20 protein-coding genes are annotated in these 24,940 nt (G+C 69.8%); 12 read left to right on the top strand and 8 right to left on the bottom strand.

Going from position 1 to position 24,940, the window contains the following annotated elements:
• Positions 1-37 precede the first annotated feature (37 nt).
• From EJK15_RS76305 to EJK15_RS76300, 3 genes are all read left to right on the top strand, one after another.
• Positions 38-166, top strand: coding sequence for a hypothetical protein (locus EJK15_RS76305; protein ID WP_276615397.1), 129 nt, complete (start codon positions 38-40; stop codon positions 164-166).
• Between the two features lie 116 nt (positions 167-282).
• A complete protein-coding gene (locus EJK15_RS16415; protein ID WP_206060895.1) occupies positions 283-1,311 on the top strand; it encodes a LacI family DNA-binding transcriptional regulator in 1,029 nt (342 codons plus the stop codon).
• 229 nt (positions 1,312-1,540) lie between these two features.
• A complete protein-coding gene (locus EJK15_RS76300) occupies positions 1,541-3,442 on the top strand; it encodes a DUF2264 domain-containing protein (protein WP_138711287.1) in 1,902 nt (633 codons plus the stop codon).
• Positions 3,443-3,496: 54 nt separating this feature from the next.
• Here the strand turns inward: EJK15_RS76300 and EJK15_RS16405 are convergent, their stop codons facing one another.
• The 3 genes from EJK15_RS16405 to EJK15_RS16395 all read right to left on the bottom strand — a co-directional run bounded on the left by EJK15_RS16405 (position 3,497) and on the right by EJK15_RS16395 (position 7,322).
• Complete coding sequence (locus EJK15_RS16405; RefSeq protein WP_138711286.1) at positions 3,497-4,162, bottom strand: TetR/AcrR family transcriptional regulator; 666 nt, start codon at positions 4,160-4,162, stop codon at positions 3,497-3,499.
• Positions 4,163-4,301: 139 nt separating this feature from the next.
• The gene (locus EJK15_RS16400) at positions 4,302-5,525 is read right to left on the bottom strand and encodes a cytochrome P450 (protein WP_138711285.1); all 1,224 of its coding nucleotides are present in this window, start codon (positions 5,523-5,525) and stop codon (positions 4,302-4,304) included.
• Positions 5,526-5,741: 216 nt separating this feature from the next.
• On the bottom strand, positions 5,742-7,322 hold the full coding sequence (locus EJK15_RS16395) for a right-handed parallel beta-helix repeat-containing protein (protein WP_206060894.1): 1,581 nt from the start codon (positions 7,320-7,322) through the stop codon (positions 5,742-5,744).
• A 579-nt stretch (positions 7,323-7,901) separates the two neighbouring features.
• Here EJK15_RS16395 and EJK15_RS16390 point away from each other — a divergent pair.
• Entirely contained in the window at positions 7,902-8,309 is a 408-nt protein-coding gene (locus EJK15_RS16390) for a DUF7144 family membrane protein (RefSeq protein WP_240777013.1), read from the top strand.
• Positions 8,310-8,355: 46 nt separating this feature from the next.
• Here the strand turns inward: EJK15_RS16390 and EJK15_RS16385 are convergent, their stop codons facing one another.
• The gene (locus EJK15_RS16385; protein ID WP_138711283.1) at positions 8,356-8,766 is read right to left on the bottom strand and encodes a hypothetical protein; all 411 of its coding nucleotides are present in this window, start codon (positions 8,764-8,766) and stop codon (positions 8,356-8,358) included.
• Between the two features lie 436 nt (positions 8,767-9,202).
• Between EJK15_RS16385 and EJK15_RS16380 the strand changes: the two genes are divergently transcribed.
• Positions 9,203-10,354 (top strand): alginate lyase family protein, encoded by a 1,152-nt coding sequence (locus EJK15_RS16380; RefSeq protein ID WP_206060893.1) that lies wholly within the window; start codon positions 9,203-9,205, stop codon positions 10,352-10,354.
• 40 nt (positions 10,355-10,394) lie between these two features.
• Here EJK15_RS16380 and EJK15_RS16375 read toward each other — a convergent pair whose 3' ends face one another.
• On the bottom strand, positions 10,395-12,503 hold the full coding sequence (locus tag EJK15_RS16375; RefSeq protein WP_138711282.1) for an ATP-binding protein: 2,109 nt from the start codon (positions 12,501-12,503) through the stop codon (positions 10,395-10,397).
• Positions 12,500-14,854 carry an ATP-binding protein gene (locus EJK15_RS16370; protein WP_138711281.1) on the bottom strand — a complete coding sequence of 785 codons (2,355 nt, stop codon included), beginning with the start codon at positions 14,852-14,854 and terminating at the stop codon, positions 12,500-12,502. Before EJK15_RS16370 ends, EJK15_RS16375 begins: the two co-directional genes overlap by 4 nt.
• A 408-nt stretch (positions 14,855-15,262) precedes the next feature.
• Between EJK15_RS16370 and EJK15_RS16365 the strand changes: the two genes are divergently transcribed.
• Genes EJK15_RS16365 through EJK15_RS16345 form a run of 5 tightly spaced genes read left to right on the top strand, consistent with a single transcriptional unit; the run spans position 15,263 to position 19,721 of the window.
• Positions 15,263-15,613 carry a bifunctional 3-phenylpropionate/cinnamic acid dioxygenase ferredoxin subunit gene (locus tag EJK15_RS16365; protein ID WP_138711280.1) on the top strand — a complete coding sequence of 117 codons (351 nt, stop codon included), beginning with the start codon at positions 15,263-15,265 and terminating at the stop codon, positions 15,611-15,613.
• On the top strand, positions 15,610-16,854 hold the full coding sequence (locus tag EJK15_RS16360; protein ID WP_171074343.1) for an NAD(P)/FAD-dependent oxidoreductase: 1,245 nt from the start codon (positions 15,610-15,612) through the stop codon (positions 16,852-16,854). Before EJK15_RS16365 ends, EJK15_RS16360 begins: the two co-directional genes overlap by 4 nt.
• 14 nt (positions 16,855-16,868) lie before the next feature.
• The gene (locus tag EJK15_RS16355; RefSeq protein WP_138711279.1) at positions 16,869-17,954 is read left to right on the top strand and encodes an S-(hydroxymethyl)mycothiol dehydrogenase; all 1,086 of its coding nucleotides are present in this window, start codon (positions 16,869-16,871) and stop codon (positions 17,952-17,954) included.
• Positions 17,954-18,577 carry an MBL fold metallo-hydrolase gene (locus EJK15_RS16350; RefSeq protein ID WP_138711278.1) on the top strand — a complete coding sequence of 208 codons (624 nt, stop codon included), beginning with the start codon at positions 17,954-17,956 and terminating at the stop codon, positions 18,575-18,577. The genes EJK15_RS16355 and EJK15_RS16350 overlap by 1 nt, the downstream gene beginning before the upstream one ends.
• A 28-nt stretch (positions 18,578-18,605) precedes the next feature.
• Complete coding sequence (locus EJK15_RS16345; protein ID WP_240777012.1) at positions 18,606-19,721, top strand: aromatic ring-hydroxylating oxygenase subunit alpha; 1,116 nt, start codon at positions 18,606-18,608, stop codon at positions 19,719-19,721.
• A 42-nt stretch (positions 19,722-19,763) separates the two neighbouring features.
• Here EJK15_RS16345 and EJK15_RS16340 read toward each other — a convergent pair whose 3' ends face one another.
• Complete coding sequence (locus EJK15_RS16340; RefSeq protein ID WP_206060892.1) at positions 19,764-20,537, bottom strand: IclR family transcriptional regulator; 774 nt, start codon at positions 20,535-20,537, stop codon at positions 19,764-19,766.
• 127 nt (positions 20,538-20,664) lie between these two features.
• On the opposite strand from EJK15_RS16340, the gene betA reads away from it, so the two are divergent.
• On the top strand, positions 20,665-22,305 hold the full coding sequence (gene betA / locus EJK15_RS16335) for a choline dehydrogenase (protein ID WP_138711277.1): 1,641 nt from the start codon (positions 20,665-20,667) through the stop codon (positions 22,303-22,305).
• A 78-nt stretch (positions 22,306-22,383) separates the two neighbouring features.
• Here the strand turns inward: betA and purU are convergent, their stop codons facing one another.
• Entirely contained in the window at positions 22,384-23,247 is an 864-nt protein-coding gene (purU, locus tag EJK15_RS16330) for a formyltetrahydrofolate deformylase (protein WP_138711276.1), read from the bottom strand.
• A 228-nt stretch (positions 23,248-23,475) separates the two neighbouring features.
• Here purU and EJK15_RS16325 point away from each other — a divergent pair, with 228 nt between their 5' ends.
• The gene (locus EJK15_RS16325; protein WP_138711275.1) at positions 23,476-24,936 is read left to right on the top strand and encodes an aldehyde dehydrogenase family protein; all 1,461 of its coding nucleotides are present in this window, start codon (positions 23,476-23,478) and stop codon (positions 24,934-24,936) included.
• Positions 24,937-24,940 lie beyond the last annotated feature (4 nt).

Raw genomic sequence — 24,940 nt, 5'->3', positions numbered from 1 at the left:
GTCGGCTCGCATGCCTGGAACCTCCGGAGAGGTCGACATGCCCAGCATCCATTTCCCCGGGTTCCGCCGCAAGGTGGCCGCCGAGCACGATCCGCCCGGGCCGCGTCGGCTGTCCCCGATCAGCCGCCCACCGGTCCCGCGCACCGGATTTGACGTGCTGGGATGACGTGCGCCACCATCCCGTTCAAGCGGTTACATGCGGTTACGGGGATGCAGGGAGGTCGGATGCCTCGCCGGGCCATGCCCGAAGACGGACGGCCTCGCCCCTCGACGATCCGGGACGTGGCCAAGCACGCCGGCGTCTCGGTCGCCACCGTCTCCCGGATCCTGTCCGGCACCTACCCCAGCGCTCCGGCCACGCGCAGCAAGGTCATGCGCGCGGTGCGCGAGCTCGACTACGTGGTGAACGCCCACGCTCGCGGGCTGGCAGGCGTGCGCCCCAAGAGCGTGGCCATCGTGGTCACCTCTGTCGTCTCCCCGCACTACGCCCACGTCGCGCAGGGAGTGCAGGACCAGGCCGTGCGTGAAGGCAGGCTGTGCATCGTGGGCACCACCGGCGGCGACCCCGAGCGGGAGCTCGCCACGATCCAGCTGCTGCGCGAGGAGCACGCCGAAGCCGTGATCCTCGTCGGGAACATGCCGGCCGATGACGCCTATCGCGAGCGCATGGCGGACTACGCCCGCGCGCTGGCCCTGGCCGGTTCGCAGCTCGTCCTGTGCGGCCGGCCGCCGCTGGGGCCTGACGTGCCGGCCATCGTGGTCGAGTACGACAACACCGGCGGCGCCTACGCCATCACCAGCCATCTGCTCTCGGCGGGCCACAAGCGCATCCTGTTCCTGGGGCGGCGGGACGGTTACACCACGCCCGAGAGCCGGATCGCCGGCTACCGCGCGGCACTGGCCGCGCACCGTGTCCCGCACGACCCCGGGCTGGAGGTCCACAGCGCCGTCATGGATCGGCGGGAGGGCCACCGCATGATGCGCGAGCGGCTCCACGCCGGGCCACGAGACTTCACCGCCGTCTTCGCCGGGAACGATCTGATCGCCGCAGGCGCACGCGCGGCGCTGCGCGAACGCGGGCTGCGCGTTCCCGATGACGTCTCGCTGGTCGGTTTCGACGATCTTCCCCCGGCGGCCGACATCGACCTCACCACGGTTCACGTGCCGCACGAGGAGCTGGGCCGCACGGCCGTGCGGCTGGCCCTGGAAAGCGAGACGCCCGGCACCTCCCAGCACGTCCTGATCGGCACGCACATCATCGTCCGCGACTCCGTCCGCCCCAACCTGCAAGAAGCACCGCCGGCCGGCTAGCCGCAGAGGCGCCCCGGGATTGTCACGCGGCGCCCGCGCTCTTACGCCCGCGCCCGCGCTTTTACGCCGGCGACCGCGCTTTTACGCCCGCGACCGCGCGAGACACCGCCTCCGAAGCGTGTGGGCCGGGACGCCAAGCCCTGGGGCACTCTGACGGTGTTAAACCGCTTACTACGGTTCGTCGTTTGGCTGAGGAACTGGCCGAGGTGAATGCCGTAGTATCCGCTTCATGTCGTCCCAGCTGTGCCTTCCGCCCCTCGACCCCCAGCTGTCCGGCTACACCGGCTGGACCCGCGCTCACTGGGAGAGCGTTGCGGACCACCTGCTGGACTCCGTGGTCCCGTACGCCACGGACGACTTCGCCCAGTTCCGCCTGCCTGGCCGGGCGAGCCGGTCGGGCCCCGTGAGCGACGGGCTGGAAGGGTTCGCCCGCACGTTCCTGCTCGCGGCCTTCCGCATCGCCGGGGCGGGCGGCGCCGTGCCGCCCGCGCTGCTGGAGCGCTACGCCGCGGGGCTGGTGGCCGGCACCGACCCCGCGCACCGCTACGCCTGGCCGGCCCTGGCCGACATGTCCCAGCCGCTCGTGGAAGCCGCCTCCGTGGCGCTCGCGCTGCACGAGACCCGCCCCTGGTTGTATGACCGGCTGTCACCGGCGCAGCAGGAACGGGTGGTGGCGTGGCTGGCCGGGTTCGTCGGGCGGCGCACGCCGGACAACAATTGGGTGCTGTTCCAGGTGGTGGTGGAGCAGTTCCTGGCCGAGGTGGGCGGGCCGCACGAGCCGGGGGAGATCATCGGCGGGCTGGAGCGCATCGAGGACTGGTACGTCGGCGACGGCTGGTACTCCGACGGCAAGGGGAAGAACTACGACTACTACGCCGGCTGGGCGATGCACCTGTATCCGTCGCTGTGGGCCAGAATGGCCGGCGACACCGCCCGCCAGCAGCTCTATGCCGCCCGCCTGCACCGCTTCCTGGCCCGCTACCAGCACCTGTTCGCCGCCAACGGCGGGCCGGTGCACCAAGGACGCTCGCTGATCTACCGGTTCGCGACGGTCGCGCCGCTGTGGCTGGGCGCGCTGACCGGCGCCTCTCCCCTTCCACCAGGGCGGACCAGGCGAATCGCGAGCGGCGTGCTGCGCCACTTCGTCGAGCGCGGCGCCCCCGACAGCCGCGGCCTGCTCACATGCGGCTGGTACGACGCCTTCCCGCCCGGCACACAGGACTACTCCGGCCCCGCCTCGCCGTACTGGGCCAGCAAAGCCTTCCTCGGCCTGCTGCTGCCGGCGCAGCACCCGGTCTGGGCGGACGCAGAGGTGGCCGCGCCCGTCGACCTGGCCGACCAGGTGGTGGCGATGCCCGCGCCCGGCTGGCTGCTGCACGCCACCCGCCAGGACGGCGTCGTCCGGCTGGTCAACCACGGCAGCGACCGCGACCGCGTCCAGGATCCGGCAGGGCACCCGGATCCGCATTACCTCAGGCTCGCCTACACCAGCCACACCGGCCCCGACATCGGCGAGGAGGCGATCGACGGGCAACTCGCCGTCGTCTCACCGCAGGGAGCCCCCTCCCGGCGGCGTCGCATCGAGCCCCTCACCGTCGGGGAACGCTTCGCCGCCTCGGCCTACCAGGACGGTCCCGTCCGCGTGGTGACCGCGTCCGTGATCGACGTCGCGGCCGAGGTACGCGTCCACCAGGTCACGGCGCCCGCCGGGCACCAGGTACGCGACGGCGGCCACGCGCTCGCCGGACACGAGCCGCCCGCCACCGGTTCCCAGGACACCTGGGCGCTGGCGCGGCGCCCGGACGGCCTGACCAGCGTGGTACGCGCCCTGCACGGCTACACCAGGGCCGGCGTGGCGACCGCGCACGGCGTGAACGCCTTCGGCCGGCACTCCGCCACGCCGTACCTGATCTGCGACGCCCACCCGGGTGGAACGGCCGTGTACGTCAGCCTGGTCCTGCTCACAGCGGCCGAGCAGGAGCCACCCGCGCCGGAGGTGCAGGTGAACGGGGACGAGGTCACCCTGAAGCTGCCCAGCGGGGAGTCGATCAGGGTCCGCCTCAGCGGCGTCCCCGATGGCGTCACCGTTTCCTCAACCCATGCACCCAATCGGTCACCTGACCACGTCTGAGCGTGCCGGCCGCCGGCGCGGATCGTGCGGCGCCGCCATGGGCTCCCGCCGGAGTCATGAAAGCAGGGCGGAGCTGAGCCCGCAGACGGCCGTGATCAGGTTTTCACCCAGCCGGCGCCACGACTGCTCGGCGATGGCCGGGTCGACCCGGCCATCGGCCAAGTCGGCTTCCAGCTCGGCGCACATGTGCACGATGAGCAGGCGGATCATGGTCGCGTGCCGTGCGGACAGCTCGCGGTCGTGGTGCTGCCGGCGCGAGGGGCGGAGTTGTTCCAGGCGGCGGAACGAGGGCGTGCTCATATGCGCCTGGTCCGCGTGCTCGCGCAAGGAGGGCTCCACGACCGCCTGGGCGAGGAACCGCCCGTACCAGGACGGCGTGCCGAGCTCGATGTGGTGCTCGATGCTCGGCGCGATGGCACAGGTGATCCATTCCCGGAGCGACACCTCGCCCGACGCCTCCAGCGCGGCCACCATCGGGATGCGGTGCCTGTCGATCGCGGCCGCGTGGCGGGTCAGTATCGCCCGGATCAGCTCGTCGCGGGTGCTGAAGTGGTACTGCACGGCGGACTTGTTACGCTGGCCGGCCGCCTCACGGATCATCCTGATCGACACGTTCGCGAACCCGTGTTCGGCGTAGAGCCTCTCCGCGGTGTGCATGAGCTTGTCTCTGGCGCGCGTCGAGCGGGCAGACGGCGTGGCGACCGACGTAGTGGCTTTCATGACCGGTCCTTGATCTTGTCTTTCTGCACCGTCCCCGATCAATTATCGCCGGTGCCGTGAGCCCCCTTGCCCTGGATGAAGACGGCGACCAGTGCCGCACAGCCGCCGTCGTCATCTCGGTGGCCAAGCGCTCAGGGAGTCACCACATGACCCATACGTCCTGGAGTCCGCCGGACATCCCGCCGGTGCGCAGTCGCAAGTCGTCCGCGGAGTCCCGTAGTCGCAGGCCCGGCAGCCTTTGCGTCAGGGTGCTCAGCACGACCTGGAGTTCAAGCCTGGCCAGCGGTTGACCGAGGCAGTAGTGCGGTCCCGCGCCGAAGGTGAGGTGCTGGCTGCTGTTCTGCCGTCGCGGGTCGAACCGGTCAGGATCGGGGAACTTGGCCGGGTCGCGGTTGGCGGAGGGGATGTTGGGAATCAGCGTGGTGCCCGCGGGCACCGTGACCTCGCCGAGTTCGACGTCCTCGGTGATGAACCTGGGCACCCCGCCGATGGCCGACAGTGTGCTGTCCAGGCGCAGGACCTCCTCGACGGTGCCCGGGATCAGGCCGGGGTCGTCGATCACGGCCTCGAAGCGCTCCCGGTCCGAGAGCAGCATCGCCACCATGATCGCGATCATGTTCGAGGTCGTCTCGTGACCGGCCAGCAGCAGTCCCCGTACGGTGGTGATGAGCTCTTCCTGGCTGAGCCGGCCGTCCTCGGCGTCGGAGATCTGGGTCAGCTCGCTGAGCAGGTCGTCGCCGGGGTCGGCGCGGTTGCGGTCGACCAGGTCCGACACGTACGCGTTGAACTCCCGGTAGGCCTGGTCGACCTCCTCCTGGGTGTTGCGCGTCAGCGTCAGCATGGTGCGAGACCAGTGCGCGAACTTGTCCTGGTCCTCGCTCGGCGCGCCGACCAGCGCGCAGATGACCCGTACCGGGAGCGGCAGGGCCAGCGCGGCCGACAGGTTGCCCGGGGAGCCCTTGGCCAGCATGGCGTCCAGCAGGTCGTCGGCCATGGACTGAACCCTGGGCCGCCACACTTCCATCTTCCGCGCCGTGAACCAGCGGCTGAGCAGCCGCCGCCACCGCATGTGGCCCGGCCCCTCGTTGATGTCCGCGGTGCCGTCCTTGGGCCGGTTGAACAGGCCGCCGTCTTCGGTGGTGGACAGCCGGGCGGCGCCTTCCCTGGCGAGGTTGCGGCTGAAGCGCGGGTCCGCCATCACCGCCCGAGCATCGTCGTACCTGGTCACCAGCGTGGCCACGTCGCCGCTCGGCAGCCGAACATGCGCCACTGGGCACTGCCCTCGTAGCTCCGCCAGCTTGGGCGGCGGCTCCAGGGCGGTGGGGCGGTCGAACGGGAAATCGGGAATCGCGTCAGCAGTCATATGTCCTCCTCCAGTGCGGGAGCCCGACCCATGCGAATATAAGGCGATCGACTTATTACGGCAATCACCTCGAAGGGGGAGGATGTTGTGGCCGGACGTACGCCCCGCGACACGCCGTCCCGCGCTTCCCGCAGGCACCTGTCGGGGACGGGCCCTTCCCCGCCGGCTGGGTGGCGGGACCGGGAGCCCGGCCCGGTCCCGCCCGTAGGGGGTTGGTCAGATCCGCGCCCCGACGTCCGCCCCGTTGCTGGGGTGCAGGAAGGTAGAGGACGGGATCGAGCCGTCTGCGGCCCGGGGTCCGGTGATCGTGCTCGCGTTCGTGCTTGCGAACGTCCACGTGCCGCCGATGTCCCACGAGTTGCCCGAGCCGGACGACGACGAGCCGAGCGAGACCTGCGCCCCGTTCGCCACCGACAGGTTCTTGGTGAGGGTGGAGCCGGAATCGGCGAAGTCGAAGCCGGTGCCGCCGTTGCGCCACGCGGTGCACCGGCCGGCTGCCAGCCGGCCGGGGTTGCCGTTGTCGATGAAGCCGCCGACCGCGTTGTCGAACGCGATGGAGTTGCGGACGACGTGGTCGGCCGGCGGGTCCGGGTCGCCGCCGCCGAGCTTGAAGCCGTTGCCGTCACCGGTGTAGTCGGGCAGGTTCCATCGGTTGAACCCGTTGCCCCAGGCCACCGACGACTCGACGGTGATCGGGGAGAGGAAGAGCCAGAAGTCCAGGCCGTCGTCGGAGTTGTTCCACAGCCGGGCGCCACGGATCACGTTGCCGCTGCCCGAGCCCTCCTTGATCGCGACCCCGTCGGCGCTTTCGCCGTTCTTGCGCGGGTCCCGGTTGCCGTAGCTGTCCAGGTTGATGATCTGGTTGTCGCTGGAGGCGCCCTGGAGGTGCAGACCCGACTCGTAGTTGTCCCTGGTGATCAGCCGGTCGAAGACGTTGTGGCTGGTGTCCAGACCGAAGATCCCATATGGACCGTGGATGATCTCCAGCCCGGCCAGCCGCCAGTACTCTCCTTCGATGTGGACGGCGCCTCGCTCAGGGCGGGGGATGGTGGAACCGACCGCGCCAGGCGTGTACGGCATGTTCTCGCCGTCAATGATGACCCGCTCACCGTTGTAGTCGCGCATCGTGATCGGCTGGCTCGCCGTGCCGCTCTTGACCAGCTGGATGTTCGTGCTCGGCGCGTACGTGCCACCACGAATGAAGATCGTGTACCCCGGCTGCGCCAGGTCCACCGCCCGCTGAATCGTCCGCAGCGGTGACGCCGGCGTCCCAGGGTTGCTGTCGTCGCCGCTGGTCGCCACATACAACGCGTTCGCCGGTGGCTGGCTGCCGGCCTCGAAGCCGAGGTAGTCGATGTTGGGGAGGCCGGCGGCGGTGGTGGGGTTCAACCGGATGGTGTTGCTGCCGGCGTTCACCGGGACGGTCACGGTTTTGGTGATCCAGGTGGACCACGTGCCGGTGCCTTCGAACGATGGGGTCTGTACGGTGGTCCCGTTGACGATCAGGTTGGTGGGCCGGGTCGTGGTGGTGCCGTTGGCGAACCGGATGCCCAAGGTGGCGGTGCCGGCGGCGGAGGCGTTCACGGTGAGCTGGGCGTAGGCGCCGGTGGCGTTGTCGCCGTTGCAGAAGCCGCTGCCGGAGTAGCCGGTCCAGTTGGAGTCGATGGTGCCGGTACAGACCGCCGGCGAGGTTTCGGCCTCGTACCGCGTGGGCGCGGCGTGCGCGGCCGATGGTGACAGTACGGCGAGTGCGCCGGCTAACAGGCTGGCGCACGCGACGACGGCTTTCATGCGCATCGTTCGTCTCCGTAGAGGTGGCTCGTCGCATGACGAGGGGACGTGGGACTGCTGCAGGTCGCAAGCGCTTACCAGCGTTGGTAAGCGCTTTCCGGATGCGGTGAGCAGAGTTAAGCACGCACCGCTGAGCGTGGAAAGGGCCGAGGTGACGAGCCCCTCATGGCCGCGGATCGGCAACGTCACCGGGAGACGGCAAGTCGGCCGAGGTCACAGGCGGCGAAGGGGTGGGGGAGGGGAGCGTCGTTCGCACGCCGTGCAACTGCGCAGCCGTGAAACTTTCACACGCGGGCACGCCGGAATTTTGGCAACGGCTTGCATCGGGCGTTGCCCAGCAGATGTCAGAGTTGAAGTGGTCAGAGGTATGTTCCTGTCGCTCCATCCATTCCTGTCACAGTAAGAGCCGCCGGCACAGCGGCCCGTCAAGCCCCAGTGGACGGGCTGACGCAAGGAGGATCGGCATTCTGCGGACCGCCATCGGCGGCCGGCAGGCGACCAGGGCGACAGCCTCGTCTCCACCCTCCCGGATGAGCGATCACTGCCGTAACAACACCGGAGAATCCCAGACGAAGGGGAGATCTGATGACGTACCACGCAAGGCATGTCACCGGCTGGGTCGGCTGGGTATGGTTCGCGGGCATGTTGATGATCGTGGCCGGGCTCTTCAACGTGATCTCAGGCCTGTACGCGGTCATCCACAGCGATCTCTACGTCCGCACCGCGCAGCGGTTGCTGCTCTTCAACGTGTCCGGGTGGGGCTGGCTCCACCTGGCGTTCGGGATCGTGCTCCTGCTGGCCGGCATAGCGGTCTGCGTCGGGCAGACCTGGGCTCGCGTCGTGGCCGCGGTGCTGGTCATGCTGAACGCGATAACGCAGCTCACCTGGATCGGCGTCAACCCGTGGTGGTCGTTGACGGTGATCGCGATCGACGTCCTGGTGCTGTACGCGCTGATCGTGCATGGCGGCGAGGCCAGAGATCTGACGGCGTGACAAGCGGACGGCGCCGGGATCGACGTCTCAGGTGATGGCACGTTGATCATTTCGGTGTGAGCCGCAGAATGGCGCGGTCGCCGGAAAGGTGCGTCAATTCCAGCCGCATGTCATTGATGCGGCCGGGTTTGCCGGGGGCCAGGGACAGCTTGCCCTCGTCCCGGCAGCGGCCGTTGACACAGTTGCCGCTGGTGCTCACGTTCATCCCCTCAACCCGCAACCCACCGGAGGAGCCCAAGAGCGTGATTCCGACCTCGTCCGGGCGGAGGTTGCTGACGGTGAGCCGCTGCACACCGAACCGCTCGTCGATCATGAGCCGGTCGCCGGCCTGGATCTCGACCTCGCAGTCGGCGTCCTTGCATGACGCCAGGTTGCTCCCGTCGGCCGCCTGCGGCCCGGCAGTCGGGGTCGGGGTCTGGGTCTTGGCGTCGGGCTGGTTCTGGGTCTGGGCAGACATCGTCGGCGTAGGGGACGCCGCCGTAGGCGTTGCCGCCGGGAGAGGCGCTGACGGTGCCGATTGTGCGGTTGGCGAGTTGGCGCAGGCAGTGAGTGTGACCAGCAGGCCGGCGGCGGTGAACCGGGCGAGGACGGGCATGAGGCTCCTCGAGTCGTGGCGTCCTGAAGGTGTGCCCATCAGGCGGTTTCGGTAAGCGGGTCTCTACGTGCGTAGATAACCCCATGACGCAGCCCGCACACTTACCGTGACGCCCCGCGCGTCTCGCCCGGGCGGTCGCACGCTGCGTGGAAGAGGCTTCCGCCTTTCAGCAAGCCTTGTAAAGAGCTTGTGTCAGAGCTACGATCTCACCATTTTTAGGAAACTTTCCTAAATAGGGAGTGAGCTCGTGGTCCGTCCCCGTAGCCGCGCAAGCCTACTGTCACTCGGAATCGCAGTGGTGATCACGCTGATCACCGGGGCCATGGGCCCGCCTGCCGCCGAGGCCCAGAAGGCGCCGGCCGTCTTCACCCATCCCGGCGTGCTCGTCAGCAAGGCTCAGCTCGACTTCGTCCGCTCCAAGGTCACTGCCGGGACCCAGCCGTGGAAGGGCGCCTACGATCAGATGATCGCGAGTCCGCTGGCGTCGTTGTCGCGGACCCCGAAGCCGCGAGCCGTCGTGGAATGCGGCCCGTATTCGAATCCCAACTACGGCTGCACGGACGAGCGCCAGGACGCGCTCGCCGCCTACACCGATGCGCTGGCCTGGTACATCTCGCGGGACAGCCGGTACGCGGAGAAGGCGATCCAGATCATGGACGCCTGGTCCGCCGTGATCACCGACCACGCCAACAGCAACGCGCCGCTCCAGACGGGGTGGGCGGGGTCATCCTGGCCCAGGGCGGCCGAGATCATCCGGTACACGTACACCGGGTGGTCCACCACGGGCGTCAACCGCTTCGCGACCATGCTCCGGAACGTCTACCTTCCCGAGATCATCAACGGCAGCTCCCGGACGAACGGCAACTGGGAGCTCTCGATGATGGACGCGGCCATCGGGATCGCGGTGTTCCTGCAGGACAAGGCCGCCTACGACAAGGCCGTGAGCACGTTCCGGGCTCGCGTGCCCGCGTACATCTACCTCACCGGCGACGGTGCCTTCCCCAGGGGACCGGCCGGCAGCGGCATCGACACGCGGGCGGAGGTCGTCGACTACTGGCACGGGCAGGACACCTTCGTCGACGGGCTGTCCCAGGAGACGTGCCGCGACTTCACCCACACCGGGTACGGCCTGGCGGCGATCGCGCACATCGCCGAGACGGCCCGGATCCAGGGGCAGGATCTCTACCCCGAGATCGCCGACCGGCTGCGGCACGCGCTCGGACTGCACGCCAAGTACCAGCTCGGCGCGACCGTGCCGTCGTGGCTGTGCGGTGGGAGCCTCACCCTCGGTCTGGGGCCGGTCACCGAGGTCGGCTTCAACGCCCTCCACACCCGCATGGGCATCGCGATGACCAACACCCAGGCCCTCACCGAGCGGCAGCGCCCGGCGGGCACCAACAACCTCTTCGTCGCCTGGGAGACCCTCACCCACGCCGGCAACCCCAACTAGGGCGCCCCTTCTTCGGCCCCTCGCCGCAGGGATGGTCGCGTCATGCTTCTTCCAGCGCGTACGCGACCGTCCGGGACGGCCCGAGCCGCGTTCCGTCCCGGAACGCCGCCGTGTACGCCTGGGCCCCCAGCGCGCGGCGGGCCCGCTCGGTGCACTCCTGGTGTGACCTCGCCTGGAACCGCAGCTGTGACGGAGAGGAGGCGACCCCCCGCCACATGTTCTGGGCGGCGCCCAGCAGCCGGGCGGCCCGCTCGTGCCGCCCGGCCGCCCCAGCGGTCCAGGCCAGCACCTCCAAGCACTGGACGAGGCCCCATCGGTCGTCGACGGCGCTCCAGTACGCGGCCAGCTCCCGCATCTTGGCCTCGGTCTGGCGCCAGTCGCCTTGCTCCCAGCGGGCCAGGCCGAGCGCGTACAGTGCGTACGCGTGGAAGAGCGTCGCCTTACGCTCTTCACACATCATCACGAGTTCCTCACCGAACGCGGCCGCCCGGTCCGGTCTCATGATGGCGGCATAGAGAGCGGCGAAGTACAAGGTGACCCCCACGGCGTGGACGTCGCCTCGCGCACGGTGACGGGCGAGAGCGTCCTCCACGAGCGCGAGCCCGCCCTCGGCATCGCCCTCCGACAGCGCGGCGACGCCGGACATCTGGGTGGCGAACGCGAGCGCCGCCTCGTCCCCCTGCTGCCGCGCGAGCGCCAGGCACTCCTGCAGGCAGGCACCGGCCCCCGGATCGCCCTGGTAGAGGGCGAACACCCCGTTGGCCCACAGGCCCATCACCCTGGTGACGCTCGGTCCTGACACGAGCGCGAGACCGCGTCTCACCCAGTGCCGGCCTTCGCCGAGAGCGCCGGCGACGAGCCAGTGGGCCCACAGCGCGGACGCGATCTCCAACCCGGCGGGCGCGTCGCCGGGCCGGTCGAAGCAGAGGTCGAGGGCGGCGCGCACGTTGGGAAGCTCCACGGTCAGCGTCCGGTAATAGTCGATCTGGGCGGGCTCCATCTTGTCCACGCGCACGCGCCCCGTCAGCCGGCGATAGTGGTCGATGTAGCGCTCGCGCAGTGCCTCCGCGTCCGTGGAGGGCAGCTGTTCGCGGCCGTACGCGCGGATGGTCTCCAGCATGCGGTAGCGGATGCCGCCGCCGTGCTGCTCCGCCGCGCTCAGGATGGACTTGTCCACCAGCCCGGCCATCAGATCCAGCACGTCCTCGCGGGCCAGACCCTGCCCGGGGCACACGGCTTCTGCGGTGTCCAGATCCGTGCCCCCCGGGAACATCGACAGCCGCTCCCACAGCCGTCGCTCGCCGGACGAGCACAGTTCGTAGCTCCACTCCATGGTCGCCCGCAGGGTCTGGTGGCGTGCCAGCGGGCTCGGGCAGCCTTCGGCCGGTACGTCCAGGCGCTTGTCGAGCTCGTTCACGAGGTCTTCCACCGATGTCGTGCGCAGCCGCACCGCCGCCAGTTCGATGGCCAGCGGAATCCCGTCCAGGCGCCGGGCCAGCCGGGCGACCGCCTGGGCGTTGGCCGCGTCGACGTGGAAGCCCGGCCGGATCGTCGCCGCCCGCTCCGCGAAGAGGCGCACGGCGTCACGCCGGGCGATGTCGCGGGTGCTGGCGCCGGGCTCCGGGACCGGGAGTGACGGCACAAGCAGCACCTGCTCGCCGTACACCCCGAGCGACTGGCGGCTGGTGGCCAGGATCCGCAACCGCGAGGTGCAGCGCAGGAGCTGGTGCACCAGGCGGGCGCACGCGTCGAGCAGATGCTCGCAGTTGTCCAGCACCAGCAGCATCCGCTTGTCCGCCAGCCGCTCCATCAGCAGGGCCGGGAGGTCCTGTCCGGTGTCACGGATTCCCAGCGCGGCGGCCACGGCAGGGGCCAGCAGTTCCTCGTCCTCGACGGTGGCCAGCTCCACCAGCCGAACCCCGTCCCGGTAGTTGTGCAGCACGATCTCGCTGACACGTCGCGCCAGCCGCGTCTTGCCGACCCCGCCCGCACCGGTCAGGGTCAGCAGGCGGGTCTTGGGCAGGATCCGCCTGACTTCGGAGACCTCGTGTCTTCGTCCGATGAAACCGTGAGCGTCGGTCTGCGGCCAGTCCGCCGGCTGTTCGGCGGGCGGGACGGTCCAGATCGTGTCGTTCGCGGGCATGCTCATTCGCCGCCAGGAGGCCCTTCACCGGAGAGGCGGGCCTGCCCGGCAACCCAGCCGGCGATCTGGGCCCGGGAGTTGAAGCCGAGTTTGCGCAGGATGCGCTCGGTGTGGCCTTCGGCGGTGCGCTGAGCGATCACCAGCTCCGCCGCGATCGCCTTGTTGCTCATTCCCTGGGCGATGAGCTGGGCGATCTCCGTCTCCCGTGGGGTGAGGGGCGAGGGCGGGCCTGCCTCATCGGATCGGCCGCTGGACGGCGCTTCCTCCATGAGGGCGTAGGCGAGCGCCTGGGCATAGGAGAGCCTGGCGCCTCGCTTGACGGCCGTCTCGAAGGCCGTCTTGCCAAGGGCGCGACGCGTACGGGCCTCGCATTCGTCGTGGTACGGGATGAGGTGGCCGAACCCCAGGAGTGGCGCGCCGATGGACTCCCAGACGTTACCCAGGATGCCCAGCAGCTCGCCTGCCCGCGCGCAATCCGTGTCTGAGGCGGCGATCCAGGCCAGCACCTCAAGGGTGACCCCGACCCCGACCGAGTCGTCCAGCTCGCGGAAGACGCGCAGGCTCTCCTGTTCCAGGGCGGTCGCGCGCCGCGTGTCGCCTTGGCGCCAGAGCTCGATGCCGAGCGCCGCCATCATGTACGACTTGTGCCAGCTCTCGCCATGAGCGTCGCAGACGGCGATGCCCTCCTTGGCGGCGGCGACGGCGCGTTCTGAGTCGCCGAGGTATGAGTGCGAGAGGCAGAGCCACTTCAGCGCCTGGACCTCGCCCGCGGGGTCTCCACCGGCGCGATGACGGGCCACCGCCTCCTCGAAGGAGCTGATGGCCGATGCGGTGTCTCCCTTCTGCATGGTGACCATTCCGGAGTAGAGCGCGACGTAGCAGAGGACCGTTTCCAGTCCCAATTGCTCGCCGAGTGCTCTGCTCTCGGTGAGAAATTCGATGGCCGAGGCCTGATCGCCCTGCAGGATGGCGAGCCGGCCGCATGCCCACAACGCCCGAGCCCTGACCTCGGACCGCTCGTCGGTGTCCGCGAGTCCCCGTTCGAGCCAGTTGCGTCCTTCGCCCAGGTGGCTGCCGATGATCCAGTGGTAGAGCAGGTCGCTGGCCATGCCGATGCAGAGCCCGGCGTGCTCGGCGTGGCAGTATTCCAGGGCGGTGCGCAGGTTGGGATGCTCGACCCGCAGCCGGGTCAGCAGCTTGACCTGCGCGGGGCCGAACAGCTGCGCCCGCGCCTCGCGCGACAGTTGCCGGTAGTAGTCGCGATAGCGGCATTTCAACGCCTGCTCCTGCCCGGAGGCGGTCAGCCGCTCCCGCCCGTACTGCCGGATCGTGTCCAGCAGCCGGTATCGCACTCCGCACGGATGGTCCTCCCGGATCAGGACGGACTTCTCCACCAGGCCGATCACAAGGTCGACGATCTCGTCGCGGGCGATGCCGTCCCCGGCGCAGACCGCTTCCGCGGCTTCCAGATCCAGGTTGCCGGTGAACACCGAGATGCGTGCCCACAGCAGGCGCTCGTGCTCGGTGCACAGCTCGTGGCTCCAGTCGATCAGGGCGCGCAGCGTCCGGTGGCGCGGCACGGTCGCGTTCGATCCCGCGGTGAGCGGCCGGAAGAGGTCGTCCAGCCGGTCGAGCAGCTGGCGGACCGAGAGCGCGCGCAGCCGCACGACGGCGAGCTCGATGGCGAGCGGCAGGCCGTCCAGGCGGCGGCAGATCCGCTCGACGATGTCCTGGTTCTCGTCCGTGACGGTGAAGCCGGGCAGGACGGCTGCGGCCCGCCCGGCGAAGAGCCGGACCGCGTCGGACATGGGCGACGGCGTGCCGGGGCGGGATTCGCGACTCGGCAGCGGCAGCGTCGGCACGGTGAACGTCTGCTCGAGGGCGATTCCCAGCGGCTGCCGGCTGGTGGCCAGGATGCGCAGCCCGGGGGCCGAGCGCAGCAGGGTCTGGGCCAACACGGCGGCCTCGTTGAGTACGTGCTCGCAATTGTCCAGGAGGACCAGTGTCCGCTGCCTGCGCAGGTGCTCCGTGAGCACGTGGATGGGCGGCTGTGCGGAGTGATTCTGGATCTTCAGTGCGGCGATCAGAGCCTGGGGCAGCAGTGCCGGGTTGTCCAGTTCGGCGAGTTCGACCAGCCAGACCCCGTCGGGGAAGGCCCGGCGCAGGTCGGCGGCGACGCGGAGGGACAGCCGGGTCTTGCCGACGCCGCCGGGCCCGGTGAGGGTCACCATGCGGGCGTCACCCAGCAGGCGCTTGACGGCCGCTACTTCCTGCCGGCGCCCGATGAAACTGGTTACCTCGGCGGGCAGCCCGTTGATATACGTTTGCGCCGAGGTGCTCAGTGTCGCTGTGGTCATCGATGCCTCGCATCGGCTCCGGTCAGGTGTGGAGAAGAGCCGGTGAACCCAACATATGCCCCATGGCGGGTGCTAGGCACGTCAGACGATATGCCTGGTCATCGTGCATATCGGGCCGTTACTGGATCATCGGCAATCCATGGCGAACGCCAGGCTCGCACTTGGGACGAATTTTGCGAGGGTCTGCCCGCCGGTCGCCATGCGATGGCACCCGGGTTCGGCGTCGGTCATGGGGTTGTAGCGGGCGCACGGAGGCGTGGTCGCGCCTGTCGCAGGCGACCGGGACCCGGACAACCAGAAACCATGCACCAAGTCCCCGCAAACCGGTCTTGACATCCGCATTCCGCACCCTCAATCTGTTGCGTATAGCGCTAGACGTTTCTCTTTGTGAAACCGGGGTGTGACACGATGATCCCAGCGTGCCCTCTCGCGTCGCTGCCGCGAGGCGAGGCCCTCCGCCTTGATGTCGATCCGCCCATCGCGGTCTTCCACACCGACGACGGCGACCTCTTCGCGATCGACGACACCTGCACTCATCAGGATGCCTCGCTGGCGGATGGATGGCTGGAGGGCTGCGAGGTCGAATGCCCGCTGCACGCCTCGCGCTTCGACCTGCGCACCGGAAGGGTGGACGCCCCGCCCGCGAAGCGGCCGGTGCGCACGCATCAGGTCGTCGTGGAGGACGACGTCATCTACGTCGTGCCGTCGGACGCGCCGCCCAACCTGCCACCGGGTGTCACCTTGAAGGGCCAGGCGTGAACACGGTCTGCGTGGTCGGCGCCTCGCTCGCCGGGCTGCTGACGGCCCGCGCCCTGCGCAAGCAGGGCTACGAGGGACGGCTCGTCGTCATCGGGGAGGAGCGGCACCGCCCCTACGACCGCCCCCCTCTGTCCAAGGACTTCCTCAAGGGCGCGATCGACGAGGCCGACCTGGCTCTGGAGGGCGACGGCGAGGATCCCCGCATCGAATGGCGGCTCGGCGTGGCCGCGACCGGCCTGGACGCGGCCTCCCGCCGTATCACGCTGAGCGACGGCACCTCGCTGGTGGCGGACGGCATCGTGATCGCCACCGGCGCGGCCGCGCGCAGGCTCCCGGGCACCGAGGGGCTGCGCGGCGTGCACACGCTGCGTACCCTCGACGACGCCCGCGCCCTGCGCGCGGAGCTGGAGACCGGCAGGAGACTGGTGGTGATCGGCGGCGGTTTCATCGGCGCCGAGGTCGCCGCCACGGCCCGCGAGCTCGGCCTGGGCGTCACCCTCGTGGAGTCGGGACCGGCGCCGCTGGCCGGCGTCGTCGGCCTCACGATGGCGCAGGCCATCGCCGCCCGGCACGAGCAGCGGGGCGTCCGGCTGATCGGCGGCGCCTGCGTGACAGAGGTGACGGGCACGGAGAGGGCCGACGGCATGCGACCGGGGGGCGGCTCGCTCCCGGCCGACGGCGTGCGGCCGGGTGACGGCTCGCTCCGGGCCGACGGTGTGCGGCTGGGGGACGGCACGCACCTGCCCGCCGACGTCGTGGTGGTCGGCATCGGAGCGGTGCCCAACACCGCCTGGTTGCGGGGGAGCGGCGTCGAGCTGGGTGACGGTGTGCTCTGCGACGAGGGCGGCGGCACCTCGGTCCCGGGGATCGTCGCCGCCGGCGACTGCGCGGCCTGGTGGGACCCCGCGCAGGGCCACCACCACCGGATCGAGCACTGGACCGGCGCCCGCCAGCGAGCCGCCGTCGCGGCGGCGACGCTGCTGTCCGGCGGCACCGCGCGCCCGGAGCCCGCGCGCCCGGCCTACTTCTGGTCCGACCAGTTCGACATGAAGATCCAGTTCATCGGGCGTGCCGGTGAGGCGGACACGGTGACGGTGGAGGAGGGTGACCCGGCCGAAGGCAGCTTCCTCGCCGTCTACCGGCAGGCAGCTCGCCCGGTGGCGGTGCTGGGCGTCAACCAGGTCCGGCTGTTCACCCGCTGGCGTCGCAATATGGAGACCGCGCCGGTTCAGGCCGGCTAGCACAGGAGTGAAACATGGCTCATGAAGTACGCGGCGTGGTCGCGACGGGCAAGGGCAAGCCGGTCAGCCTGGAGACGATCCTCGTGCCGGATCCGGGTCCCGGCGAAGCGCTGGTGAAGGTGCAGACGTGCGGCGTCTGCCACACCGACCTGCACTACCGCGAAGGCGGCATCAACGACGAGTTCCCGTTCCTGCTCGGCCACGAGGCCGCCGGTGTGGTGGAGGCCGTCGGCCCCGGCGTCGTCGACGTCGCGCCCGGCGACTTCGTCATCCTCAACTGGCGGGCCGTGTGCGGGTCCTGCCGTTCCTGTCTCAGGGGCCGCCCGCAGTACTGCTTCAACACCCACAACGCCACCCAGAAGATGACGCTCGCGGACGGCACGCCGCTCAGCCCCGCCCTGGGCATCGGCGCGTTCGCCGAGAAGACGCTGGTGGCCGCGGGCCAGTGCACCAAGGTCGACCCGGCCGCCTCCCCGGCCGCCGCCGGACTCCTCGGGTGCGGTGTGATGGCCGGCCTCGGCGCGGCGGTGAACACCGGCGGGGTCGGCCGGGGCGACTCCGTCGCGGTCATCGGCTGCGGCGGGGTCGGCAACGCGGCGATCGCCGGGGCCCGGCTGGCCGGCGCCGCCACGATCATCGCCGTCGACGTGGACGACCGGAAGCTCGACTGGGCCCGCGGCTTCGGCGCGACGCACACCGTCAACGCCAAGGAGGCCGACCCCGTCGAACGGATCAGGGAGCTCACCGGCGGTTTCGGCGCGGACGTGGTGATCGACGCGGTCGGCCGGCCCGAGACGTTCAAGCAGGCGTTCTACGCCCGTGACCTGGCCGGGACCGCGGTGCTCGTGGGTGTCCCCACGCCCGAGATGACGCTCGGCCTGCCGCTCCTCGACGTCTTCGGCCGCGGCGGCGCGCTCAAGTCGAGCTGGTACGGCGACTGCCTGCCGAGCCGCGACTTCCCCATGCTGATCTCCCTCTACCTGCAGGGTCGTCTCGACCTCGACGCGTTCGTCACCGAGACCATCGGCCTGGACGACGTCGAGGAGGCCTTCGCCAAGATGCACCACGGCGAGGTGCTCCGCTCCGTGGTGGTGCTGTGATGCGGATCGAGCGCCTGGTCACCTCCGGCACCTTCAGCCTGGACGGCGGCACGTGGGACGTCGACAACAACGTCTGGTTGCTGGGTGATGACGACCAGGTCCTCGTCGTCGACGCGGCCCACGACGACGCGGCGATCGCGGAGGCCGCAGGTGACCGCCGGGTCGCCGGGATCGTGTGCACGCACGCCCACAACGACCACGTGGCCGCCGCGCCCGAGCTGGCCGCGCGCACCGGGGCGCCGGTGCTGCTGCACCCGGACGACGAGGTGCTGTGGAAGCTCGCGCACCCCTCCGCGTCGCCCGACCGGCCGCTGGTGAACGGGCAGATCCTGCGGATCGGCGACTGCGCCGTCCACGTCCTGCACACCCCGGGGCACGCCCCGGGAGCGGTGTGCCTGTACGTGCCCGAGCTCGGCGCGCTGTTCTCCGGCGACACCCTCTTCCAGGGCGGGCCGGGAGCCACGGGCAGGTCGTACAGCGACTTTCCCACGATCATCTCGTCCATCAGCCAGACCCTGCTCACGCTCCCCGCCGAGACGGTGGTGCACACCGGGCACGGCGACGACACCACCATCGGAGCCGAGGCTCCGCAGCTAGAGGACTGGATCCGCCGCGGACATTGACCCGGCCTGTACCCAGAGGAGTACTCCCGTGACCACCGCAACGACCTCCAGCGTGATCCCCACCCTGCCGGGCCGCTACTACACCGATCCGGAGATCTTCGCGCTGGAGCAGAAGAACATCTTCGAGACGATGTGGTTCTGCGCGGTGCGCTCGTCCGACCTGCCCAAACCGGGCTCGTTCAAGACGGTGCAGGTCGGCACCGAGAACCTGATCATCAGCCGAGCGCGTGACGGGTCGGTCCGCGCCTTCTACAACGTCTGCCGGCATCGCGGCGCGACCCTGTGCACGGAGGAGTCCGGCGAGGTCAAGCGGGCCTTCCAGTGCTCCTACCACGCGTGGACGTACGACCTGGACGGCAAGCTGATCGCGGCGCCCAACCTGACCAAGATGGCCGACCTGGACCGGGTGCGGTACGGGTTGGTCAAGGTGCACGTGCGGGAATGGCTCGGCTACGTGTGGGTCTGCCTGGCCGACGACCCGCCGTCGTTCGAGCAGGACGTGCACGGCGCGGTGGAGGAGCGGCTGGGCGCGCTGCAGCTGATCGACAACTACGACGTGGCGAACCTGGAGGTCGGCCGGCGGATCGTCTACGACGTCAAGGCCAACTGGAAGCTCATCGTCGAGAACTTCATGGAGTGCTACCACTGCGCCACGATCCACCCCGAGCTGACGGAGGTGCTGCCGGAGTTCGCCGACGGCTACGCCGCGCAGTACTTCGTCGGCCACGGCGCGGAGTTCGGCGAGCGGGTCGAGGGCTTCACCGTGGACGGCTCGGAGGGGCTCGACCGCATCCCGACGCTGAGCGAGGAGCAGGACCGGCGCTACTACGCGATCACCGTCAAGCCGCAGGTCTTCATCAACCTGGTGCCCGACCACGTCATCCTGCACCGCATGTTCCCCCTCGCCGTCGACCGCACGGTGGTCGAGTGCGACTGGCTCTATCTCCCCGACGTCGTGGCCGGCGGCAAGGATCTGGACAAGTCGGTCGAGCTCTTCCACCGGGTCAACGAGCAGGACTTCGACGCCTGTGAGCGCTGCCAGCCCGCGATGAGCTCGCGCACGTACGCCCAGGGCGGCGTGCTGGTGCCCAGCGAGCACCACATCGGCGGCTTCCACGAGTGGGTCCAGGACCGGATCGGATAGCGGCGAGCGGCGAAGGCCGCGTGGCGATGAGGCCGGAGCGGGTCAGCCCGCGTAGCCGAGCCGCCGGCTGATCTCGGCGGCCCCGCCGATGAGGACGGGCGCGAGCTCGTGAATGCGCTCGGCGCTGAAGCGGTAGGCAGGCCCGGAGGCGCTTACCGCGGCGACGACCTCGCCGTGGTAGGCGCGGATGGGCGCGGCCACGGCGTTCAGCCCGTCCTCCAGCTCCTCCAGGCAGAAGGCGTAGCCCGTCTGGCGCGTCTCGGCGAGCTGCTTCTGCAGCGCGTCGACGTCGGTGATCGTCCGGGAGGTGAAGCTCTCCAGCGTCCCGTCCGACAGCAGCCGGGCGAGCTCGTTGTCGTCGAGGTGGGCGAGCATCGCCTTGCCGCTCGAGGTGGCGTGCAGAGGGGTGATCTGGCCGACCCAGTTGTAGGCGGTGACGGCCGACGGGCCGCGGACCTGGTCGAGGTTGACCGCGCACGCGGAGCGGAGCACGGCGATGTTCACCGTCTCCCCGATCTCCTCGGCCAGCCGGTGGCAGACGGGCCGGGCCCGCTGGATGATGTCCATCTGCGTGCTGACCCCGCCGGCCAGCCGGATGATGCCGAAGCCCAGGCGATATTTGCCGCGGTCCTCGGCCTGCTCCACCAGGCCACGTGCTTCCAGCGCGCCGAGCAGCCGGAAGGCGGTCGACTTGTGCACGTCGATCTCCGCCGCCACCTCGCTGACTCCGGCCTCGCCCCGGCGGGACAGGATCTCCAGCACGCTGATCGCCCTGTCAACGGACTGCACGCCTCCACTGCCCGAGTCGTTGCTCATAGCGAAACTGTAAGTGCTACAAGGAACTCGCGTCGAACGTAACGCCAAAAGATCTCATGTTGCACCTAGTGAAACGCGGTGCGTATAGCGATACAATTCGGTGAAACGTGCGATGAGACGAGGCACCATGACGTCACAGCAGTACGACTTCGTCATCGTCGGAGGTGGCTCGGCGGGCTGTGCCCTGGCCAACCGGCTCTCCGCGGACCCTGCCACGCGCGTGCTGGTCCTGGAGGCCGGCCGCCCGGACTATCCGTGGGACGTGTTCATCCACATGCCCGCGGCCCTGCCCTTCCCCATCGGCAACCGCTTCTACGACTGGCGCTACGAGTCCGAGCCCGAGCCTCTCATGCACGGCAGGCGGATCTACCACGCCCGCGGGAAGGTGCTCGGCGGCTCCAGCAGCATCAACGGCATGATCTTCCAGCGGGGCAACCCGATGGACTTCGAGCGCTGGGGTGCCGACCCGGGGATGAAGAACTGGGACTACGCGCACTGCCTGCCGTACTTCAAGCGGATGGAGAACTGCCTGGCCGACCCGGGCACCCCCTTCCGCGGCCACGACGGGCCGCTGGTACTGGAGCGCGGGCCCGCAGGCACGCCGCTCTTCGGGGCGTTCTTCGAGGCCGTCCAGCAGGCCGGCCACCCGCTCACCGACGACGTCAACGGCTATCGCCAGGAGGGCTTCGCCCGCTTCGACCGCAACATCCGCGGCGGCCGCCGGCTCAGCGCCGCCCGCGCCTACCTGCACCCGGTGCTCAAGCGCCCGAACCTCACGGTCAAGACCCGCGCGTTCGTGTCGAGAGTCCTCTTCGAGGGCACGCGAGCGGTCGGCGTGGAGTACGACGGCGGCACTGTCCGCGCCAAAGAGGTCATCCTGTGCGGCGGCGCCATCAACTCGCCGCAACTGCTGCAGCTGTCCGGCGTCGGCAACGCGAGTGAGCTCTCCGCGCTGGGCATCGGCGTGGTGCACGACCTGCCGGGCGTCGGCGAGAATCTGCAGGACCACCTGGAGGTCTACATCCAGCACGGCTGCTCCCAGCCGGTCTCGATGCAGCCCAACTTGCAGAAGTGGCGCCATCCGTGGATCGGCGCGCAGTGGCTCTTCCTGCGCAAGGGGCCTGGGGCGACCAACCACTTCGAGGCCGGCGGCTTCGTCCGCAGCAACGACGACGTCGGCTACCCCAACCTGATGTTCCACTTCCTGCCCATCGCCGTCCGCTACGACGGCTCGGCGCCCGCGGGCGGGCACGGCTACCAGGTGCACGTCGGGCCGATGTACTCCGACGCCCGCGGCTCGGTGAAGATCAAGAGCACCGACCCGCGGCAGCACCCCGCCCTGCGCTTCAACTACCTGTCCACCGAGCAGGACCGCCGGGAGTGGGTGGAGGCCGTCAGGGTGGCCAGGAGCATCCTCGGCCAGCCCGCGCTGGCCGAGTTCAGCACGGGGGAGCTGTCGCCGGGACCGTCCGTCGCGACCGACGAGGAGATCCTCGACTGGGTCGCGAAGGACGGCGAGACCGCCCTGCATCCCTCCTGCACGGCCAAGATGGGGATCGACGAGATGTCCGTGGTGGACCCGGAGACCATGCGCGTGCACGGCGTCGACGGGCTGCGTGTGGTGGACGCCTCCGTCATGCCGTACGTCACCAACGGCAACATCTACGCGCCGGTCATGATGCTGGCGGAGAAGGCGGCCGACCTGATCCTCGGCAACACTCCGCTCTCGCCGGAGACCGCCGGTTTCTACCGGCACCAGAAGACGTGAAAAGAGGCGGTGGGGCCCGCCGCGGCCCCACCGCCTCTTTTCGCGCGTCTCAGCGGGCGCGATTTCTCCGCTGAAGCCTCAGCGGAAGACGACCGTGCGGTCGCCGTTGAGCAGCACGCGGTGCTCGCTGTGCCACTTCACGGCGCGGGCCAGCACCTGGGCCTCGACGTCCCGGCCCGCCGCGATCAGGTCGTCGGGGTCGAGCTCGTGGTCCACCCTGGCGACGTCCTGCTCGATGATCGGGCCCTCGTCGAGATCCGCAGTGACGTAGTGCGCGGTCGCGCCGATGAGCTTCACTCCGCGCTCGTGGGCCTGGTGGTACGGCTTGGCGCCCTTGAACCCCGGCAGGAAGGAGTGATGGATGTTGATGGCCCGCCCTTCTAGTCGTTTGCACATGTCGTCGGACAGGACCTGCATGTAGCGGGCGAGCACGACGAGGTCCACGTCGTACTCCTCGACCAGCTCCAGGGTCCTGGCCTCCGCCTCGGCCTTGGCCGCGGAGGTCACCGGCACGTGGTGGAACGGCAGGCCGTAGGAGGTCGCGAGCGGCTCCAGGTCGGGGTGGTTGGAGACGATCGCGGGGATCTCGATGTTCAGCCCGCCCACTTGCCGGCGGAAGAGCAGGTCGTTCATGCAGTGGCCGAACTTCGACACCATGATGAGCGCCCTGGTGGGGGTCGAGGCGTCGTTGAGCCGCCAGGTCATCTGGAAGGAGTCGGCGACGTAGGCGAAGCCGGCGCGCAGTTCCTCCAGCCCGTGCTGGGCCGCGAAGTGCACGCGCATGAAGAAGCCGCCGCCCCTGCGGTCGTTGAACTGCTTGCTCTGCAGCATGTTGCCGCCGTGCTGCACCAGGAAGCTGGTCACGGCGTACACGATGCCTGGCTTGTCGGTACAGGAGACCGTGAGGATGAACTCGCGTCCAGGATCGGGCCGAGGAGACATCGCACCTCCTAGCGTGTTGCGCATGGCGCACAATGGTGGTCTATGCGCAACAGGGTGTCTCTCCAGGCATGCTGTAGTCAAGAGGCCAGGGCGCGACGCAGCGGAAATAACAGCGAGGCGATTCGTCAAGTGATTTCTGCTAGGCCTTGACTAATGCGTGGAGGGCGTCAATCCTGTTCCTCAATCAGCATTGACTTGCGCCATACGCAACGATCAAAAGGTGTGCCGATGACCGATCTCTATATCGGCGGCACGTGGACCAAGCCGGCCGACGGTGGACAGCGCGGCATTTACTCGCCCGCCGACGGCAGTCTCGTTACCACGGTCGCAGAAGCCTCCGCGACCGACACCGTGGCCGCTATCCGGTCTGCCAGACAGGCCTTCGACCGGGGTCCGTGGCCTGCCACCCCCGCCCGCGAGCGCGGAGCCCTGCTGTCCAAGGTGGCCGGCCTGCTGGAGCGCGACCGCGCGGTCTTCGCCCGCGCCGAGTCGGGCGACACCGGCAAGCGCCTGGTGGAGAGCGAGTACGACGTCGACGACTCCGTCGCTTGCCTGCGCTACTTCGCCGGCGTCGCGGGCACCGACGCGGGCCGCGTGATCGACACGGGGCGCGACGACGCGATCAGCCGCATCGTCTACGAGCCGGTCGGCGTGTGCGGCCTGATCACACCGTGGAACTACCCGCTGCTGCAGGCCACCTGGAAGGTGGCGCCCGCGCTCGCCGCCGGCAACACCTTCGTGCTCAAGCCCAGCGAGCTGACCCCGAGCACCGCGATCCTGCTGATCCGCGCGCTGGAGGAGGCCGGCCTGCCCGCGGGCGTCGCCAACCTGGTCCTGGGCGCCGGCCCGGCGGCGGGGGCGCCGCTCGCCGAGCACCCGGACGTGGACCTGGTGTCGTTCACCGGCGGCGTGGACACCGGGCGGCGGATCATGGCCGCGGCGTCCGCCACGGTCAAGCGGGTGGCGCTGGAGCTCGGCGGCAAGAACCCCAACATCGTCTTCGCCGACGCCGACTTCGAGACCGCGGTCGACTTCGCGCTCACCGCCGTGTTCCTGCACTCCGGCCAGGTCTGCTCGGCCGGGGCACGGCTGCTGGTGGAGGACTCGCTGCACGACGCGTTCGTCGACGAGGTCGTCCGGCGGGCCGAGCTGATCCGGCTGGGCGGGCCGTACGACGCCGAGGCCCACACCGGCCCGCTCATCTCCGCCGCGCATCTGGCCAAGATCGAGGAGTACGTGGCGGCGGGGCTCGCCGAGGGCGCCGTCCTGCGCTGCGGGGGACACCGGCTCGACGGGCCCGGCTTCTTCTACCGGCCCACCGTGCTGGACGAGTGCAAGCAGGGCATGCGCGTGGTCCGCGAGGAGTCGTTCGGCCCCGTGCTCACCGTGGAGCGCTTCACCACCGAGGACGAGGCCGTCCGCCTCGCCAACGACACCGAATACGGCCTGGCGGGCGGCGTCTGGACCCAGGACGCCGGCAGGGCGCAGCGGGTGGCGGGCCGGCTGCGGCACGGCACGGTGTGGATCAACGACTACCACCCCTACGTACCCCAGGCCGAGTGGGGTGGCTTCAAGCAGTCGGGCATCGGCCGCGAGCTCGGCCCGACCGGCCTGGACGAATATCGCGAGATCAAGCATGTGTGGCAGAACACCCGCCCGCGCCCCCAGCGGTGGTTCCCAGCGAACTGACGCT

This window comes from Nonomuraea basaltis, assembly GCF_005893125.1.
Taxonomy (GTDB): domain Bacteria; phylum Actinomycetota; class Actinomycetes; order Streptosporangiales; family Streptosporangiaceae; genus Nonomuraea; species Nonomuraea basaltis.
Note: the sequence above shows the minus strand (reverse complement) of the source record. Positions and strands in the feature narration are given on the sequence as shown.

What these genes read in the sequence shown, in the direction of transcription:
- EJK15_RS16390 (WP_240777013.1), top strand. Translation starts at nt 7,902, where the DNA reads ATGACGTACCACGCAAGGCATGTCACCGGCTGGGTCGGCTGGGTATGG.
- purU (WP_138711276.1), bottom strand. Translation starts at nt 23,247, where the DNA reads ATGTCTCCTCGGCCCGATCCTGGACGCGAGTTCATCCTCACGGTCTCC.
- EJK15_RS16355 (WP_138711279.1), top strand. Translation starts at nt 16,869, where the DNA reads ATGGCTCATGAAGTACGCGGCGTGGTCGCGACGGGCAAGGGCAAGCCG.
- betA (WP_138711277.1), top strand. Translation starts at nt 20,665, where the DNA reads ATGACGTCACAGCAGTACGACTTCGTCATCGTCGGAGGTGGCTCGGCG.
- EJK15_RS16400 (WP_138711285.1), bottom strand. Translation starts at nt 5,525, where the DNA reads ATGACTGCTGACGCGATTCCCGATTTCCCGTTCGACCGCCCCACCGCC.
- EJK15_RS76305 (WP_276615397.1), top strand. Translation starts at nt 38, where the DNA reads ATGCCCAGCATCCATTTCCCCGGGTTCCGCCGCAAGGTGGCCGCCGAG.
- EJK15_RS16325 (WP_138711275.1), top strand. Translation starts at nt 23,476, where the DNA reads ATGACCGATCTCTATATCGGCGGCACGTGGACCAAGCCGGCCGACGGT.
- EJK15_RS16365 (WP_138711280.1), top strand. Translation starts at nt 15,263, where the DNA reads ATGATCCCAGCGTGCCCTCTCGCGTCGCTGCCGCGAGGCGAGGCCCTC.
- EJK15_RS16405 (WP_138711286.1), bottom strand. Translation starts at nt 4,162, where the DNA reads ATGAAAGCCACTACGTCGGTCGCCACGCCGTCTGCCCGCTCGACGCGC.
- EJK15_RS16385 (WP_138711283.1), bottom strand. Translation starts at nt 8,766, where the DNA reads ATGTCTGCCCAGACCCAGAACCAGCCCGACGCCAAGACCCAGACCCCG.
- EJK15_RS16340 (WP_206060892.1), bottom strand. Translation starts at nt 20,537, where the DNA reads ATGAGCAACGACTCGGGCAGTGGAGGCGTGCAGTCCGTTGACAGGGCG.
- EJK15_RS16395 (WP_206060894.1), bottom strand. Translation starts at nt 7,322, where the DNA reads ATGCGCATGAAAGCCGTCGTCGCGTGCGCCAGCCTGTTAGCCGGCGCA.
- EJK15_RS16375 (WP_138711282.1), bottom strand. Translation starts at nt 12,503, where the DNA reads ATGAGCATGCCCGCGAACGACACGATCTGGACCGTCCCGCCCGCCGAA.
- EJK15_RS16370 (WP_138711281.1), bottom strand. Translation starts at nt 14,854, where the DNA reads ATGACCACAGCGACACTGAGCACCTCGGCGCAAACGTATATCAACGGG.
- EJK15_RS76300 (WP_138711287.1), top strand. Translation starts at nt 1,541, where the DNA reads ATGTCGTCCCAGCTGTGCCTTCCGCCCCTCGACCCCCAGCTGTCCGGC.
- EJK15_RS16350 (WP_138711278.1), top strand. Translation starts at nt 17,954, where the DNA reads ATGCGGATCGAGCGCCTGGTCACCTCCGGCACCTTCAGCCTGGACGGC.